This is a genomic window from Geobacillus sp. PLS 41, from assembly GCF_056494105.1.
On the sequence record NZ_CM151395.1, the window covers coordinates 2719543 to 2737001 of the forward strand.

General features: G+C 53.0%; 18 protein-coding genes, 1 pseudogene and 1 riboswitch. Of the genes and pseudogenes, 3 read left to right on the forward strand and 16 right to left on the reverse strand.

Going from position 1 to position 17459, the window contains the following annotated elements:
* Positions 1–4: 4 nt before the first annotated feature.
* Complete coding sequence (gene hutG, locus ACVX3G_RS13575) at positions 5–973, reverse strand: formimidoylglutamase (RefSeq protein ID WP_014195533.1); 969 nt, start codon at positions 971–973, stop codon at positions 5–7.
* Between the two features lie 141 nt (positions 974–1114).
* Here hutG and ACVX3G_RS13580 point away from each other — a divergent pair, with 141 nt between their 5' ends.
* Positions 1115–1531, forward strand: coding sequence for a PaaI family thioesterase (locus tag ACVX3G_RS13580; protein ID WP_021321290.1), 417 nt, complete (start codon positions 1115–1117; stop codon positions 1529–1531).
* A gap of 355 nt (positions 1532–1886) precedes the next feature.
* Here the strand turns inward: ACVX3G_RS13580 and ACVX3G_RS13585 are convergent, their stop codons facing one another.
* The 12 genes and pseudogenes from ACVX3G_RS13585 to ACVX3G_RS13640 form a co-directional block, all read right to left on the reverse strand.
* On the reverse strand, positions 1887–2369 hold the full coding sequence (locus ACVX3G_RS13585; protein ID WP_013523474.1) for a PaaI family thioesterase: 483 nt from the start codon (positions 2367–2369) through the stop codon (positions 1887–1889).
* Between the two features lie 180 nt (positions 2370–2549).
* On the reverse strand, positions 2550–2933 hold the full coding sequence (locus tag ACVX3G_RS13590) for a VOC family protein (protein WP_014195529.1): 384 nt from the start codon (positions 2931–2933) through the stop codon (positions 2550–2552).
* Between the two features lie 16 nt (positions 2934–2949).
* On the reverse strand, positions 2950–3306 hold the full coding sequence (locus ACVX3G_RS13595) for a hypothetical protein (protein WP_014195528.1): 357 nt from the start codon (positions 3304–3306) through the stop codon (positions 2950–2952).
* Between the two features lie 50 nt (positions 3307–3356).
* Positions 3357–3461: riboswitch (SAM riboswitch) on the reverse strand.
* Between the two features lie 50 nt (positions 3462–3511).
* Positions 3512–5296 (reverse strand): oligopeptide ABC transporter substrate-binding protein, encoded by a 1785-nt coding sequence (opp4A, locus tag ACVX3G_RS13600; RefSeq protein ID WP_020279677.1) that lies wholly within the window; start codon positions 5294–5296, stop codon positions 3512–3514.
* A 13-nt stretch (positions 5297–5309) separates the two neighbouring features.
* Complete coding sequence (locus ACVX3G_RS13605; protein ID WP_014195526.1) at positions 5310–6218, reverse strand: ABC transporter permease; 909 nt, start codon at positions 6216–6218, stop codon at positions 5310–5312.
* Between the two features lie 21 nt (positions 6219–6239).
* Positions 6240–7208, reverse strand: coding sequence for an oligopeptide ABC transporter permease (opp4B, locus tag ACVX3G_RS13610; RefSeq protein ID WP_014195525.1), 969 nt, complete (start codon positions 7206–7208; stop codon positions 6240–6242).
* A gap of 18 nt (positions 7209–7226) precedes the next feature.
* Entirely contained in the window at positions 7227–8153 is a 927-nt protein-coding gene (locus ACVX3G_RS13615) for an ABC transporter ATP-binding protein (protein ID WP_014195524.1), read from the reverse strand.
* Positions 8140–9166: pseudogene (locus tag ACVX3G_RS13620) on the reverse strand (ABC transporter ATP-binding protein). Before ACVX3G_RS13620 ends, ACVX3G_RS13615 begins: the two are co-directional and overlap by 14 nt.
* A 321-nt stretch (positions 9167–9487) precedes the next feature.
* The gene (glpK, locus tag ACVX3G_RS13625) at positions 9488–10978 is read right to left on the reverse strand and encodes a glycerol kinase GlpK (RefSeq protein ID WP_013523471.1); all 1491 of its coding nucleotides are present in this window, start codon (positions 10976–10978) and stop codon (positions 9488–9490) included.
* A gap of 49 nt (positions 10979–11027) precedes the next feature.
* The gene (locus tag ACVX3G_RS13630; RefSeq protein WP_020756086.1) at positions 11028–11846 is read right to left on the reverse strand and encodes an MIP/aquaporin family protein; all 819 of its coding nucleotides are present in this window, start codon (positions 11844–11846) and stop codon (positions 11028–11030) included.
* 204 nt (positions 11847–12050) lie between these two features.
* A complete protein-coding gene (locus tag ACVX3G_RS13635) occupies positions 12051–12452 on the reverse strand; it encodes a sporulation protein (RefSeq protein WP_014195522.1) in 402 nt (133 codons plus the stop codon).
* Positions 12453–12646: 194 nt separating this feature from the next.
* Positions 12647–12898, reverse strand: a complete 252-nt coding sequence (locus ACVX3G_RS13640; RefSeq protein ID WP_014195521.1) for a hypothetical protein — start codon at positions 12896–12898, stop codon at positions 12647–12649.
* Between the two features lie 320 nt (positions 12899–13218).
* Between ACVX3G_RS13640 and cspD the strand changes: the two genes are divergently transcribed.
* Positions 13219–13419 carry a cold-shock protein CspD gene (cspD, locus tag ACVX3G_RS13645; protein ID WP_003251474.1) on the forward strand — a complete coding sequence of 67 codons (201 nt, stop codon included), beginning with the start codon at positions 13219–13221 and terminating at the stop codon, positions 13417–13419.
* A 109-nt stretch (positions 13420–13528) separates the two neighbouring features.
* On the opposite strand, the gene ltrA is transcribed toward cspD, so the two are convergent.
* On the reverse strand, positions 13529–14788 hold the full coding sequence (ltrA, locus tag ACVX3G_RS13650; RefSeq protein WP_011230853.1) for a group II intron reverse transcriptase/maturase: 1260 nt from the start codon (positions 14786–14788) through the stop codon (positions 13529–13531).
* 646 nt (positions 14789–15434) lie between these two features.
* Here ltrA and ACVX3G_RS13655 point away from each other — a divergent pair.
* Complete coding sequence (locus tag ACVX3G_RS13655; protein ID WP_011230852.1) at positions 15435–15704, forward strand: DUF2564 family protein; 270 nt, start codon at positions 15435–15437, stop codon at positions 15702–15704.
* Positions 15705–16410: 706 nt separating this feature from the next.
* Here the strand turns inward: ACVX3G_RS13655 and ACVX3G_RS13660 are convergent.
* Positions 16411–16626, reverse strand: coding sequence for a zinc-finger domain-containing protein (locus ACVX3G_RS13660; protein ID WP_011230850.1), 216 nt, complete (start codon positions 16624–16626; stop codon positions 16411–16413).
* Between the two features lie 6 nt (positions 16627–16632).
* Entirely contained in the window at positions 16633–17298 is a 666-nt protein-coding gene (locus ACVX3G_RS13665; RefSeq protein ID WP_014195518.1) for a ribonuclease H family protein, read from the reverse strand.
* Between the last annotated feature and the right edge of the window lie 161 nt (positions 17299–17459).

The following is a 17459-nucleotide window of genomic DNA, read 5'->3' on the forward strand; positions in this document are numbered from 1 at the left end:
GTTCTCACCGCCTTGGCTGCAAGCGTCGAAAATGAAGGAGCGCTTCCATGCAAAAGGCGGCGGCCAACGCCACCGTTTTTCCGCCTTCATCCCAGAGTGGATTGACTTCGCAAAGATCGACGCTGATCGTTTTCGGATGAGAAACGATTCGGCGGACGAGAGCGCGCACTAGCGACGGAGCGAGTCCAAACGGCGACGGCGCGCTCACCCCCGGCGCGGCAGCCGCGCTGATGGCGTCCATGCAAATGGTCAACATCACGGCATCGTGATGAGCGGCAAATTCCTCGATTTGTTCATAGGCGGCCTCGATCGGCCCTGCGGTCAGCTCGTCTTCAAGCATGTACCGGCAGCCGTACGTCTCGGCCGCCGCAAACAGCGCCGCCGTGTTGCCAAGCCGCTGAATGCCGAGGCAGAAGTAACGGACCCGTTCGTCTTGATCCAATATTTGCCGAAACATCGTCCCGGACGTCGGCCCGTCATCGTACGGGCGCAAGTCGAAATGGGCGTCAATGTTGAGGATGCCAAGGCGGGCTTCGGGCCCGAGCGCTTCGCGAACGCCCAAGTAATGGCCGTACGCCGTCTCATGGCCGCCGCCGATCACGATAGACGCCATCCCGTTTTTCAGCAGGCGGGCGACCGCCTTCCCAAGTTCAGTCTGGCTTTGTTCGAGCCGTTCATCGACGCAAACGACATCGCCTGCGTCATAGACAACGACCCCTTCCGGAAGATGCCAAGGCAGCCGGGCCAGCGCCGCTTTGACGGCGGCCGGCGCCTCTTTCGCCCCTTGGCGGCCTTGGTTGCGGCGCACTCCTTCGTCGCACGCAAACCCGATGAATGCCGCCGCTCGTTCCACCGTCTCCAATGGCTGCGACAAATCGAGCAAGCGAATGCGCTGATGAAGACGAAACGCCTGCTCATCGCTCACGCTGTCAATCCGTCCCGTCCAACGGCCGGCGTCTGGCGGTTGATACATGAGACCATCTCCTTTCCATCATCAGCTGCTTGTTTCTTTCGCCACAGCTTTGCCGTTCTCCTCCTCATGCACGCGAAAAGAGGAAATCGCCGCCGTTTGGCGAATAAAAAAACATGATTGACAACAGAAAGGGTGTTCCACATGAAGCCAATGACCAACTTGCACGCTGTCATCGCCGGTCAAAGCGCGCCGCCCCCATGCGACGAAACGCTCGGCGTCCGCCTGACGGAAGCCCGAGACGGCTATGCGAAAGGCGTATGGACGATCAGCGAATCGCTGCTCAACGGCAACGGGGTGATTATGGGCGGGTTCGTCGGGGCGGCGGCGGACATTCTCATGGCGTATGCGGTGACGACCTTGCTTCGCGATGACCAAATGCACGCCTCCATCAACTTGCAGACGACGTTTCACCGCCCAGCGGTGGCTGGAGAAGCCGAAATCGAGGCGCGGGTGGAAAAGTTCGGGAAAACCGTCGCCTATGTAACCGCCATCGTGCGGCAAAACGGCAAAGAGGTGGCGAGCGCCACGTCGTCGGTGCTGATCATGGACAAACCGTGAAGGTGATGGATCTCCAAAAGGCGTTTTTGCGCATGCTCGTTCTCCTTGGATTCGACGAGGCCAAACAGCAGCTGCTGTTGTTGTTTTGAAACGCATGGAAAGCGATGATCAGAGGAATCCGAGAAAACCGGCGAAAAACGATGATGTTCGCCAAATCGGTGGTTTTGTTGAAAAAGGAGAACCAATTTCACAAGGTTTCCCCACTTGAGAAGAGGCGTTGTCGAGTTGCCTTTTTCATGACATCATCAGTCCTCAATGGCGAAACGAGGTGAGGCGCAGCCGTTTTCGACCAGTTGCCAAGCGCCGGAGAAAGCGCTGTCAAAAACAGCCGCTCTCCGGCGCCTTTTGTTGCTTGTTACCCACGGACAAACGTTTTCGGCATTACGACGGCGACGACTTGCCCGCGGGCGCACAGTTCGCCGTTGGCGAACACTTCGGTGTCCACTTTCCATTTTTTCGGATGAATCTCCGTCACAGTGCCGACGGCGACAAGCGGCACTCCATGCGGCGTCGGCTTGACGAAATCGACGTGAAGCGACGCAGTGACAAAGCGCGGCGGCGTTTCCCCGCTCCCTGGTTCATGGCCGTTTTTCCGATGCAAGGCAAGCGCCGCTGAACCGGTGCCGTGGCAATCAATGAGCGAGGCGATCAGCCCGCCGTACACAAACCCTGGAATCGCCGTATGTTCCGGACGCGGCGTATACACCGTCACCGTTTTGTCGCCCCGCCACCCGGTGCGGAAATGGTGGCCTTGTTCATTCAGACGCCCGCAGCCGTAGCACCAGGCGAATTCATCAGGGTAGTCGTCTTGAATCGCGTGCACGATCATTTCTTCCACGTCATCCTCCCCCTCTCTTTTTCTAGTATACCATTGAATCGAGAAGACGACGACTCCTACATGGACGGTTGTTGTCTAGCGGCAGGCAAGGCCATACGAAGAAAAATGGAACGAAGCGCCAATCGCCAGACGGCAAATTCATAGGCGGCCCAAACAGCTGGCCGCCTAGCGTGACGCCATTTATCGAGCAGGCTCGTAAAACTCGATCCATTCGCCGTCGGGCCCGAGGAAGAACAAATATTTGGCCCCGTTCGGAAGTGTCGTTATTTCTTCCCACACAAGCGGCACACCGAGCGACTGAAGCCGTTCTTTCTCCTGCTCAATGCCTTCCACCGTAAACGCCACATGGTGCACTTTTCCTTCCGTCGGCAAATCCGGATTGTATCCTTCGATCAGCTCGACAATGATCGAGCCGCCAATCCCTAAAAACGCCAATTTCATCGTGCCGTTCGTATGAATCATTTCGTCGAGCAGCTCCAAGCCGACAACATTTTGATAAAACTCTTTCGATGCCTCGATGTCTTTCACTTGAATGCCGACATGTTCAAATTTTTTGACTGCCATTCGTCCCTCTTCCTTTCTATGACTCAGTTAACCATACTGCTTGTAAATACGGCGTCATCTGCATCGGGAAAATCCCTTTTTTCCCAAGCTCTGTCCATATGTAGCGGTCAAGGGCGTACGGTCCGTCCGCCTTCCATTCGTCCGCCTCACTGTTGGTCAACAACAACGAAAAGGCTGTTCCTTGCGCTTCCCCATACAAATGAACGTATCCGTCCCCACGGTCGACATGCACCGCCGCCTTAGGGTCAAACCGGATGAGCTCCGCCTGCACACAGCGCATGACACAAACGGCGAACGCTGCGGCAGGGAGATGAGCGGCCATGCAAGCGCGGAGCGAAACCGCCTCCTCCACTGTTTCTCCTTCACCTCCCATCGACAAAAACCCCCTTCGCCTCGGAATGATGCGAAAGGGGCCATGAGCCGTTCTTATCATCCAAAGCGAAACCGCTTTGCGGGTGTTAGCACCTTGCCTGCGGCAGGTTGCTGTGGGGTCATCAAGCCCGTTCTCTCGCCCACTCTTGATAAGACGTATGCAATTTATCTTCTATCTTATCATACATCATCAAAGGCAACAATCGTCATTGTTCGACTTCCGGTTGCTCGGACGTGACGCCGACATCTTTCCACGTCAGTTTCGAGCCCGGATCGACCGTGAAGTTGGCGACGCGGTTGTTGACGGCATAAATGGCCGAACGATACAACGTCGGGATGACCGGCACTTCTTCGTTCATCAGCTTTTGCCATTCACTGTAAATTTTCCGACGATATTCTTTGTCAAACGCCTGTTCGGAATGGCCTTTTTCCAACAGTTCATCGTTTTTCTCATTCACCCAGCGCGAGTAGTTGAACATGACGTTGCGGCCGTACAATCCGTACGGGTCGACGTCCGTTCCCGTTGCCCAAGCGGCGGCGTAGACATCCACTTTCGGATCGTCTTTTTCGACCATATCGTAGAAGGAGTTGAACTCCGCCAAGCGTCCGTCTACAAGCTGAACATCGAGGCCCACATCTTTCCAGCATTGCATATAAAATTTGGCCAGCGGTTCAGCGATGTCCCCACCGCTCATCGCCAAGAAGTTGATCTTGAATTTTTTGCCGTTTGGATCTTCGCGGAGGCCATCGCCATCCACATCTTTATATCCCGCTTCATCCAGCAATTGTTTCGCTTTTTCCGGATTGTACGTATATCCTTTGATGGAGCTGTCATGATAGCCCGGGAACGACGGCGGAATGAGCGTGTTCGCCGGGAAGCGCAAGCCATGATACAGGCGGTCAGCCACCTCTTGGTTGTTGATGGCATACGCCATCGCTTGGCGCAGTTTTTTGTTTTGGAATTTCGGATTGTCCATTACGTTTTCCTGCTTTTTCGCATCCCAATGGCCGAGTTTAAAGCCGATATAGTTGTACGCCAAATCCACTCTACCGATAAACTGAATGTTTTTCGTCCCTTTCGCGTTCAAATATTGGTCAGTCGGGAACTCAGCGACGTCAATTTCGCCTTTTTTCAGCGCTTGCAGGACGACTTGCGGGCTGACGACTTTCAAAATGACGCCTTCCAAGTTCGGTTTGCCAGCCCAGTAGTCATCATTGCGAACAAACTCTACCGACTCGCCCGGAACGATTTTCTTCACTTTAAACGGACCGAACCCGATCGGGTTTTTCCGGATTTTATCCGATTTCGCCAAGTCTTTGATCGGAATGTCTTTCAAGTAATGCTTCGGCAGCGGATACGCCCAAATGCCGGTCAACACCGACGGATTGGCCTGTTTCCATGTGATCGTCAACGTCTTTTTGTCGATGACTTTAATGCCGGAAATTTTATCCGCTTTGCCGCTGTGATATTCTTCCATCCCGACGATCCCTTGGATGAGCGCATCGCCATAGCGGACGCCGGTGTAATCTTTATGGCCGATGACCAAATACGCATACTCCAAGTCTTCAGCGGTCACCGGCTGGCCGTCATGCCAATTCACATTGTCTTTAATATGGATTGTCATCGTCTTTTTATCATCCGACAACTCATACGTGGCAGCCCCATCATTTGTAATTTCATAGTCACCGTTCGTCCGGAAAAGCGACTCGTCAAAAAATTGCAAAATCTCTGCGTCGGGCGCTCCGGTGTAGAATGCATAGCTGAGCGTCCCTTCAAACGGCGTATCGGACACAAGGCCGTATTTCAACACGCCGCCGTCGATGATTTTCCCGTCGTTTTTCACCGTCATCGGGAATTTGCTGATGTCTTCCTTCTGAGCCGCCGGTTTTTCGTTATTGTTGCCCTTTCCGCTCGTTGTGTCGGATTTGCCCGTGCACCCGGCGAGCACGAGCAAGAGCGCGGCGAGAGCCGCCAGCCATTTTCTCTTCACATTTTCTTCCCCCTTATCCTAGTCGTTGTCTTGCATCAGCCGCACGTTTCAGCGCTTGGCCGATGAAATTTATGCACAGCATCATCACTAAAATAAGCAATGACGCAGGCAACCAAACCCACCATTTGTTTTGCAAAACATCCGGGTTGGTCGCATAGCTGACCAACGTCCCTAAGCTCGGCGTGCTCTCCGGCAGCCCGAAGCCAAGATACGTGAGCCCGGACTCGATGCCGATGTTGCCCGCCAAATTTAACGTCAAATTGACGATAATGATCGAGCTGAGGTTGGGCAAAATTTGAAAAATAATGATTTTCCAATCTGGCGTGCCGAGCGTTTTTGACGCGCTGACATAATCCAGCTCGCGCTCGGCCAGCGTTTTGGCGCGGATCAGCCGGGCTTTGCCCGTCCACAAAAACGCGCTCATGATCAAAATGAACGTCAATACATTATATTTAGGCACAATGGCGACAAAAACAATAACGAGCATCAAAAACGGCAGAACGAGAATGAAATCGATGATGCGCATAATGACATTGTCAATCCAGCCGCCGAAATAGCCGGCCACCAATCCGACAATGAGGCCGATCGCCCCAGTGATGAGCGTAATGGCCAGTCCGATCGTAAACGAATTGCGGGCGCCGATGATGAGCTGGCCAAACACGTCGCGCCCTCCGTAGTCTGTGCCAAGCCAGTGTTCCGCTGACGGCGGAGAATAGATGGAAAGAAAATCCACTTTCACGATTTCCTCTTGATCCAAAAAGAGCGACACGCCATAGACGATCGACAAAAGGATTCCTAAAATGATGAGCGAACCAAGCGCGAGCCGATCCCGAACCACCTCCCGCCACATGATCGAAAAGGCGGAAGGGCTTTTCTCGATGTTCGCTCCGGCCGGCGTTGGGCCGCTGATTTCCGCTTTCATGTCAGCTGCCTTCCTCCTTCCCTACTCAATCCGGATGCGCGGGTCGACCGCACTCAAAATGATGTCCGACAACAGCGTGCCCACCAGCGTCGCCAGGCCGGAAATCATGACGAGCGCCGTCACGACGCTGTAATCCCGCTGCATAATCGACTGCAAAAACAGCTGGCCAAGCCCCGGATAGCTGTAGATCGACTCCAAAAACACGGAACCGCCGACAAGCCCGGTGATCTCATACCCTAAAAACGCCGCGATCGGCAAAAACGAATTGCGCAAAATATGGCGCCAATAGATGTGCCGCTCCGGCACGCCTTTCGCCCGCGCCGTTTTCACGAAATCTTTCACTTTCGTATCGACGATTTCGCTGCGCAAATATTGAATCGTAACGACCGTGTTGATGAGCGCTCCCGACAACGCCGGAAGCATGAGATGGTTCAATTTGCTTAAATAGTAAGCGAGCGTCCCTTCCTCGACCTGAACGTCCACGCTGCCGCCGGTTGGAAACCAGCCAAGGTGAAAGCCGAAAATAAACAGCATGATCAAAGCAAAAATGAACAGCGGCGTGGCAAACCCGAGATAGCTGTAGCCGACGATCAGCTTATCAGCCCATGTATCTGTCCATCGCCCCGACACGATGCCAAGCGGAATGGCAATCAGGTACGTCAAAATTAAAATCGCCGCCGACAGCAACACCGTATTCCCGATCCGTCCGGCCAGCAGATCAGTGACCGGCTGCTGGTGGGTATAGGAAAGGCCGAGATCCCCTTGCAGCATGTTTTTCACCCAACGGATGTATTGAATATGTACCGGATCATTCAAGCCAAGTTTTTCCCGCATTTCCTCAAGCGTCTGCGGATCCATTTTCGGGTTGGCCGCCAGCTGCCCCGTCAGCGCATCGCCCGGCATCGCCTTCGCCAGTAAGAAAATGAGGACGCTCAGCAAAAACAATTGCGGAATCATAATGAGGATTCGCCGTAAAATAAATTTCAGCATCTTCCCGTCTTCCCCTCTTTACGGAATGGCCACCGAGTGCGTCGGCGAAATCGGCTTGAGCGGGTGAGCCCGGCCGTTTTCATCAAAATAGCGGGAATACGACTGCTCATATTCTTTTTCCACTTCGCGGCGAAGCGCCTCCTGCCGGCCGCGTTCGCGCGGATCGGCGTTCGGAATGGCGGAGAGCAGACGTTTCGTATAAATATGTTGAGGATTCGTAAAAATCTCCTCGCTCGTCCCTTCCTCCACGAGCCGGCCGCGGTACATAATGCCGATGCGGTCGCACATATGCCGGATGATCCCTAAATCATGGCTGATGAACAAATACGTCAGCCCGTACTCCTGCTGGATTTCTTTCATGAAATTCAACACTTGCGCCTGCACCGACACATCAAGCGCCGACACCGGCTCATCGGCGATGATGAGCTTCGGATTGAGCGTGAGCGCCCGCGCAATGCCGATGCGTTGGCGCTGTCCGCCGGAAAATTCATGCGGATATTTGTAAATCGACTCCGCGCTCAAGCCGACCCGCTCTAAAACGTATTGCACCTTCTGCCGCTCCTCTTGCGGGGACAGGCGTTCAAAATTGCGGAGCGGCTCGGCGACAATGTCGAGCACACGTTTGCGCGGATTGAGCGAAGAATACGGATCTTGGAAAATCATCTGGATGTCTTTCCGATACGGATGAAACTCGCGGCGACGAAGCTTTGTCAAATCCGTCCCTTCAAACAGCACTTCCCCGGCCGTGGCGCGAATCAAACCGATAATCGTGCGCCCTGTCGTCGTCTTGCCGCAGCCGGACTCGCCGACGAGCCCGTACGTTTCCCCTTTGTTCAGCGTGAAACTGACATCATCCACCGCGCGGACATGGTCGACCACCCGGCGAAAAAAACCGCCGCGCACCGGATAGTATACTTTCAAATGGTTGACGTTAAGAAGCGCCATAGCCGATTCCACCTACCGTTTGATCATCGGGAAAATAAAAATGTTGGTAACATGTGCAACGCACCCAGTGCCCCGGCTCCACTTCCCGCAACTTCGGATCCGATTCGTGCTTATCCGCCCCAATCCAGCTGATGCGCGGCTGGAAGCGGCAGCCGCGCCGCGGCAGTTTATGCAGCGGCGGAACGATCCCTTGGATGACGTGGAGTCGTTCCTTTTTCGTCTGCGCAGACGGGATCGACTGCAACAATGAGCGAGTGTATGGATGAAGCGGACGGTGAAAAATGGTATCGACGTCCGCTAACTCAACGATTTCCCCAGCATACATGACCGCCACACGGTCCGCCATTTCCGCCACCACCCCCAAATCATGCGTGATTAAAATAATGCTCGTTTTCATTTGCCGCTGCAACTCTTTGAGCAGCCCTATGATCTGCGCCTGAATCGTCACATCAAGCGCCGTTGTCGGTTCATCGGCGATGAGCAGGGCGGGCTCGCAGGCGATGGCGATCGCGATGACGACCCGCTGCCGCATCCCCCCGGACAACTCGTGCGGATAACGGTAGTACACCTTTTCCGGCTCCGGAATGCCGACTTTGCGAAGCAAGCCGATCGTTCGCTTCTTTTTTTTCGGCTGCTGACAGCCGCAGATGGTAATCCATGCTTTCTTCGATCTGCCGGCCGACCGTCATGAGCGGATTGAGCGCCGTTAACGGATCCTGAAAGATCATCCCGATTTCTTTGCCGCGGATGCGATTGAGTTCGGCAACGGAGAGCGACAGCAAATTTGTCCCTTTAAAGTGCAGGCGCCCCTCAATTTTTGTCTTTTCGGGCGGGTGGAGACCCATAATCGACAAAGCGAGTGCGCTTTTGCCGCAACCCGACTCCCCGACGAGAGCGACGACTTCGTTCTCCCCGATCGCCAGCGAAACGTCGTCGACCGCCGCATAATAGTCATCACCGATGCGGAAAGAGACTCGCAGCTCCTCAATTTCCAATAACGTTTGCTTTGCCAATGTGTCCTTCTCCCTTTTGTTAGTATTACTAAATTTTAGACTATATATAATATCCAGATAATATTCTATCATTTTTTTTCGTAAATTCAATATTTATAGAAAAAATATCAGTAAATTTTTTGATTCCTTTCCAGTCTTATACCTCATAGAAAAACATGACTGTGAACTACAGCTCAGTTTCAACCACTATTTTTTGGACAATAAATAAGCAGATGCTCCACGAAAGGAACATCTGCCTAAGCAATGAACAAAAAAGTGGAAAAGGACACAGCTTGACCGCGGCCGCCCATTCACGATCGATTATTGCTTTGTTCCCTATAGTTATTTAAACGCCATCGCCGCCCGCACCGCTTTTTTCCAGCCATCGTAGAGCATCGTTCGCTTGTCGTCATCCATCTTCGGCTCAAACCGGCGCTCGAGCTGCCATTGGGCGGCGATGTCATCTCGGCTGTTCCAGTAGCCGACCGCCAGCCCGGCCAAATACGCCGCACCCAAGGCCGTCGTTTCATTCACAACCGGACGTTCGACCGGAACGGCAAGCAAATCGCTCTGGAATTGCATAAGGAAATTGTTTTTCACCGCCCCGCCGTCAACGCGCAACGTGGTCAGCGAGATGCCGGAATCGGCTTCCATGGCGGCGAGCACATCTTTTGTCTGGTAAGCGAGCGATTCCAAGGTGGCCCGGATGAAATGCTCTTTCGTTGTGCCGCGCGTGAGGCCAAACACCGCCCCGCGCACCTCGCTGTCCCAATACGGCGTGCCAAGCCCGACGAACGCCGGTACGACATACACCCCGTCGGTCGACTCGACTTTTTCGGCGTACGCTTCGCTGTCAGCCGCCGTTTTGATCATCCGCAAGCCGTCGCGCAGCCATTGAATGGCCGAACCGGCGACGAAAATGCTGCCTTCAAGGGCGTATTCAACCTTGCCGTCAATTCCCCAGGCGATCGTTGTGAGCAGCCCGTGTTTCGATTGCACCGCTTTTTCCCCCGTATTCATCAGCATAAAGCAGCCGGTGCCGTACGTATTTTTCGCCATCCCTTCCGTAAAGCACGCCTGGCCGAACAAAGCCGCCTGCTGGTCGCCCGCGGCTCCCGCGATCGGCACCTCCACGCCGAAGAAATGATGCGGAACCGTTTTCGCGTATACTTCCGAGGACGGGCGCACCTCAGGAAGCATCGCCTTTGGCACGTTTAAAATCGCAAGCAGCTCGTCATCCCACTCGAGCGTATGAATGTTAAACATTAATGTGCGCGACGCGTTCGAGTAATCGGTTACATGGGCGCGGCCGCCGGACAGCTTCCAAATGAGCCACGTATCAATCGTGCCAAAGAGCAGCTCTCCTCGCTCCGCCCGTTCGCGCGCCCCCTCGACATGGTCCAAAATCCATTTCACTTTTGTCCCGGAAAAATAGGCGTCAATAAGCAAGCCGGTTTTTTCGCGGAATAGCGGGTCATACCCTTTCGCTTTCAGTTCATCGCAAATGCCGGCCGTCTGCCGCGACTGCCAGACGATGGCGTTGTAAATCGGGTTGCCGGTGTCTTTCTCCCACACAACCGTCGTTTCCCGCTGGTTCGTAATGCCGATCGCCGCCACTTGTTCCGGCTTCACTTGCGCCTCGGACAAGACGCTGGCAATGACCGCAAGCACCGATCCCCAAATTTCATTGGCGTTGTGCTCGACCCAGCCGGGCTGCGGAAAATATTGCGTAAACTCTTTTTGCGCCATATGGACGATTTCGCCCTTTTGATTGAACAAAATCGCGCGCGAACTCGTTGTGCCTTGGTCGATGGCTAAAATGTATTGATTCATGACATTCTTCCCCCTTCACCTTTATTTGCTTACAAACCCGGTACGCCAACTAGAGAGAACGGCGGCTTGCGGCGCTGGTTGTTTTTCCTTTTGCCATCTTCGCCGCCGCCAAAACGACTGCGGTTGCCGCCAGCACTCCCCATAATGCGCCTGTCGGTTTTCCCAAGAAAACGGCTTTATAGACCAAACTGCCTAACGCGCCGCCAAGCAGCGGTCCGACGATCGGCACCCACGCATACGCCCAATTCGATGACCCTTTCCCTGGGATTGGCAACAAAAAGTGGGCTAAGCGAGGTCCAAAGTCTCGGGCCGGATTAATGGCGTATCCCGTCGTACCGCCGAGCGACAGTCCAATCGCCACGATCAAAAAACCAACGATAAATGGATTGAGCCCATCAGCGAATTTGTTGGCGCCAATGGCCAAGATGGCCAAAACCAACACAAACGTTCCGATGATCTCGCTAAGCAAGTTGGCAGCCGTATTCGGCACTGCCGGACCCGTCGCAAACACGCCAAGCTTGACACCCGGGTCGTCTGTTTCCTTCCAATGCGGCCAATAGTGGAGATAGACGACGGCAGCCCCAACCATAGCGCCAAGTACTTGTGCCAACACATAGCCAGGGACATCTTTCCATGGAAAATCACCGCTTATGGCCAATGCCACTGTCAGCGCTGGATTGAGATGGGCGCCGCTATACCGGCCGACAGCGTATACGGCCACGGCCACCGCCAGCCCCCACCCCATCGTAATGACAATCCAGCCCGAATTGGCCGCATATGATTTCTTTAAATTGACCCCGGCGCACACACCAGCGCCGAAAATGATGAGCAGTGCCGTGCCGATGAATTCCCCTAAAAATGGCGACATTTGTTCTCTTCCCCCTTTTCATTCGTGATTTCCTCTGCTATTTCCTGCTTGGGCGGCCCCTCCGGAGGGTTAGCCGTTGGGTGGAAAAACAAAAACCCACACACTTCCCCGCTAAGCAACGAGGAATATGTGTGGGTCTCCGCTTCTCCACCACAACGTTATTAACTTGCTTTTAGCATATCATCCGTTGAAAACGCTGTCAACCTATTTCTTCGGCAAAATTTGCACGTAATCGAAGTCGAGCGTATCGACCGCGTCTTCGATATGAAGGCGGGTGATGAACCGGTACGACCGGCCGGGGCGCGATGGCGGCAAGGTTTCTGGAATCATGTAGGAAAACGGGATTTCCTTTTTCTCGCTCGGCTTGATCCAAAACGCTCCGGCCGCCGGAATGACGGCGACAATGGCATCCAGCTCCTTGCCGTTTTCGATTGTTTTTTGCACGAGCTCCACATCGAGCCGCTCGATCCTTTGTTCCACCGTTCCGCCGTAAATGTGGACGATCCCTTGAATCATTTCCCCCTGGCGCCATAACGATTTATTTAAGATCAAGTCGACGTGCGCCGACCCGACTCCGACTCTTGACATCATTTTGCGCAATAACACCGTAGTCACCTCTTTGTCTCTCTTGTCATATCATCATACGAAAAAACGAAGCCGCTTGTTTCAACGCGAGCCAAAAAATAAACAGACGATGCTGGCGCGGCACGTCTGCCCCTGGGAGAAACAGGGACGAATGCGGCTTGTTTTGTTACCGCTTACATTCGAGATTACCGCATTCGCCTTCCGCTGTCAATTGGTTATTCGTACACATTTTCGTTTTCGATAATGTAATCGATTCGAATGACCGGGACGTCCTGTTGCTCGACTTCCGCGACAATCAAGCCGACGCGGTCATTATAGATGCAAAACATATCCTGCCCTTTGCGAAACGCCGACTCTCCGTACGAAAGAACCATGTGGTAAATTTTATTGTCGCTGAAATAACGGCGGCTGACCCGGCTCCCTAACCGGACGATCACTTCTTTTCCCGCGATTTTTCCGCGGTACATCCGCTCTCCCCCTTTTTGTCGTTCCTATTCCAATGTATGGGCGTTGTGGCCCGCTCATGACTATTTTCTCCCCCAGCGGCCCGTTTTCCTTTTCAACGCATTGTTTTTCGGGCCGGCAAACAATTTTTTCGGAAATTTCCTTTCTTTTGCTTGACGCGGCCACCCGCGGTAGTGTATAGTAAAGTCATCATATAACAGAATATATTTCAGGCATTCAACATGAAGGTGCATCTTGGATGGCTGTGAAGTATATTTTGTTATTTGATAAAAATCTTGAGGTTAGCCGAACAGGCTAAAGGTATTAGGAGGAATTCAGTATTATGCAACGTGGTAAAGTAAAATGGTTTAACAACGAAAAAGGTTACGGTTTCATCGAAGTGGAAGGCGGTTCCGACGTATTCGTCCACTTCACGGCGATCCAAGGTGAAGGGTTCAAAACGTTAGAAGAAGGCCAAGAAGTTTCGTTTGAAATCGTCCAAGGAAACCGCGGACCGCAAGCAGCGAACGTTGTCAAATTATAAGACTTCGTTGACATAGACGAGAGAACGGGAGCGGAATCGAGTAGGAGAGGGTGACTAACCCTCGTCCTCTCACACCACCGTACGTACCGTTCGGTATACGGCGGTTCCATTAAGTCTGACGCAGAGATTCATATCGTTGATAAAGACTCTTCAGCCCTTGGCTCTCCCAATAGGAGTTGCCAAGGGCTTTATGCAGGATGGGACTGGCGGCCACTCTCCAATATTTCTTCCGAGTGTTTCCCCATTCATATGCTTTCTGCTTGGGCACTCCTAAACTTTGCAGTTTTCGGACTCTGGTTCTCGGAAGTTTCCACTCTTTCCATTGGCACATGCGCAGCCTTCGTCGAATCCATCCATCTAGTTCTTTGAACACACTTGGGGTCTCTGCTAGCGAAAAGTATCCACACCATCCCAGAATGTATTGATTGAGCTGTTCGATTCGTTCGGGCATGGGAATCGGTTTCGATCGGCTCGTCATGGTGCGTATCCTTTGCTTCATGCGCCGAATGCTTTCCTTTGCAATTCGGATTTTTGGCTCCTTACTTGGGGTGAAGCTAAAACCGAGGAATTTTCTCCTCCACGGACGATCCACTGCCGATTTGGTTTCGTTGACTTTCAGCCGGAGTTTCTTTTCGATGAATGCCGTGATCGATTTCATCACCCGTTCCCCGGCCTTCTTCGTCCTTACGTAGATATTGCAGTCATCCGCATACCGTACAAACTTGTGCCCTCGTTTTTCCAATTCTTTGTCCAGCTCATCCAGGAGAATGTTGGACAGGAGTGGACTGAGCGGCCCTCCTTGTGGAGTCCCCTCTTGTGTTTCCATGACCACCCCGTTGATCATGACCCCTGCCTGTAGATACTTCCGTATCAACTTTAGGAGGATTTTGTCTGGAATTCGTTTCGCTAATATCCCCATCAGTTTGTCATGGTTGACTCGATCAAAGAACTTTTCCAAGTCGATATCTACCACCCATGTATATCCTTCCTGAATATACTGCTTCGCCTTTTTCACCGCGTCGTGTCCTCTTCGACCGGGACGAAACCCGTAGCTGTGTTCCGAAAAGGATGGGTCAAAGATCGGCGTGAGCACTTGGGCGATGGCCTGTTGGATGAACCGGTCTGTCACGGTCGGGATTCCTAGTAACCTGACTCCTCCGTTCGGTTTCGGGATTTCGACCCGTCGGACCGGGCAAGGTTCGTAGGTCCCTTCTTCTAAAGCGTGCCGTATCGCGTCCCAATGTTCCACGAGGTGTCTTCGCAGGTCTTTGACGGACATTCCATCGGTTCCATGGGACCCTTTATTCTTTTCCACTTGTTTGAGTGCTCGCAGGAGATTCTCTCGTGACATTACCTGTTTCATCCACATTCCGATTCTTCCTCTCTACGTGAACGGTCCGTTCTATTTGTGCCATCTTCTTCTCCACCCTCTTGAGGTTCCCCATGGACTTCACCATTTCCCCCCTCAAGCAGGCCCTTTCGGGTTATCTGCTTCATCAAAGAAGATGAACGCCTAGTGGCCGTTCTCCTTCATGGTTCGGTCCTTCCCCTTCTATCTAAGCTAGACGGGTACTATGACCTCTGCTGACTTCTGTCCGTTCAGCGTTGGATCGCTCCAACGGTTGCCAAGCGCACTTGGCTTCCCGGACAGACCTCCCCGGGTAAGAGTGCAGTCTTTCCTTCCATCCATCTGCTTCATTTACTCGGTATCACCTTCGGCAGAAAGGGCTTCGTTTTGTCGTGCAAACTCACCCAATGATACCCAGCCTCCTATGAAGTTCGTGTTCCTCAGACCGGAAGTTTGCCGCCCGCTTCCTTCAGATTCTGCGTCGCCGCAGACACCCTTGCGTTAAGCTAACTGCTACTTCTGCCTTCGCAGTTCGGGACTTTCACCCTATAGACTGCACCCATGCCGGGCGCACACGAGAGGCACCCTGCTTAAGCAGGGTGCTTTTTCATTGCGATTTGCATAGATTCAACCAAGCGGCGAACAATAAAAAAAGGGAGGTGTTCATATGGCCAGACGCGATGCCGACGTACATACGGGATACAACGACTTAAAGCAAGTGGAAATGTTCGTCGAGACGGCGGAGAAAATGGTCGGCCAGGCGACGATGCAGCTCGACCCCGAGATGCTTCGCCATGCCGAACAAGCGGTGAAAAACGCCCGCGACCAACTTGCGCGCGCCCGCCAAGAAGCAACGGGCGTCGACGGTGATTTTCTCGCCCGTTGCGAACAAACATTGGCCCGCGCCGAACACCAGCTTCGCGAGGCGCGGCAATAACAGCAAAACGATATATATAGATGCAACGAAATCGTTTAACATATCCTTGACGGAAAAGTGGCTCATCCATTTTTGACTGTCGAAGGCAAGCCTATGGCTTGCCTCCGTCACGCTTTAGCGTGACGGAAGACCGAACAACGACTCGCTTCCAGACCCATTCATGGGTCTGGAAGCGGTGTTGTTCGGTCACTCGACAGTCGGATGAAATGATCGGTAAAAACGAAAAATGTTAAAGCTTTAAATTGCATCTATATAGATGCAACCAAAACGTTTAACATATCTTTTCTTTGACAGAAAAGACACTTATCAATTTTTCGACTGTCGAGGGCAAGCCTTTGCTTGCCTCCGTCACGCCTTGGCGTGACGGACGATCGAACAACCACCCGCTTCTCAGACCCATACATGGGGCTGAAAGCGGTGTTTGTTCGGTCGTTCGACGGTCGATCCAATGCTCAGTAAAAATTGCATCTATTAAGGCGGAGGACAAACAGCGATTTCCTTTTGGAGTGAAAAGAAGAACTGCTTTTGAGGTTTCTCCATGTTAAAACGTATGTTCTGTCAATCACCGGCCTTCGCAGCGCATCCGCTTCCTCCGTTCAAACGCCAAAGCTTGCCTGGTCGCAGCCGGCACCGCCCCAGGCCCGCGAAAGCGCAGATTGGGGCTCCTATCGCCCGCACCAACCGCCTCTTGAAAAAAATTCCTTCATTACCGACGCGAACGCGGCGGCGCTGATAGAAGCATCTCCCCGTACTGCCGCATTTGTTCCCCGACCGTGCATTGCTGGATGCAAAACGATTGGGCGTACGTTTTGCCGTACTCTTTCCGGAACGTGCTTTTTAAAAAGCAGCCATCGCAGTACGTTTCCTCCAGCCAAGCGATTTGGTCCAATATTTCTTTGCGTCGGTTCCGCTTCTTTCCCATACGACCTTACCCTTTCCCTGTCAATTCCGTTCGGCTTGTGATGATCTGCCCTTCAAGCGCCTGGCGGGCGAGCGAATCCGCCTCTTTATTTTGTTTGCGCGAAATCGGCTCGTACGCCGGTTCGATGTGAAGCTCGCGCATTTTCGCTTCAATGCGGTCAAGCCAGATGTTGAAATCGTCCTCAAAACACGGCCAATCGCCGGACAGCTGCTTTAACACGACGTGGGAGTCGCCGCGGAACGTCACCGGCAAATGATGAACACCAAGTTCCTCGAGCAGCTGCATGACAAACCAAAACGCCGCATACTCTGCCTCGTTATTGGATTTGATTTCGCCGAGCCGGCTGTTGGCGCGCAACCGGTAGCGATGATCGTTTTGCTTATAGTATACGACCGCGCCGGCGCCGCCTTGGGACGTTTCATGGTCAAAGCCGCCGTCGAAATACACAACGATCTCATGCGGCTCGCCGGCGATCTCCTCAAGCAGCTTTTGCAGCTCTTTTTTTGACCACACCGTGCCGTTTCGATCGATGAACTCCACTGTTTTCGTCCGCCCGGTTTTTTCAAAATCATCCGCCAAAGCGAGCGCCTTTTTGGCATCGACCCAATCGGAGACAAGAAACGCCTCTTGTTTTTTCGGCGTGATATACGTCCAGTGGATTTGTACGTCCAACGCATTGTCACCCTTCCGCGTGGCGATGATCGGAGCTGGTTTTTATTTTACCACACTTGCGCCCTTGTTCATTACCTAATATTATGCGCAATTTCTTCTTGTATCAACCATTTTGCCGCAGGCGCCCATCTTTTTTCCAAAATATCTATCTTTTTCGGCCT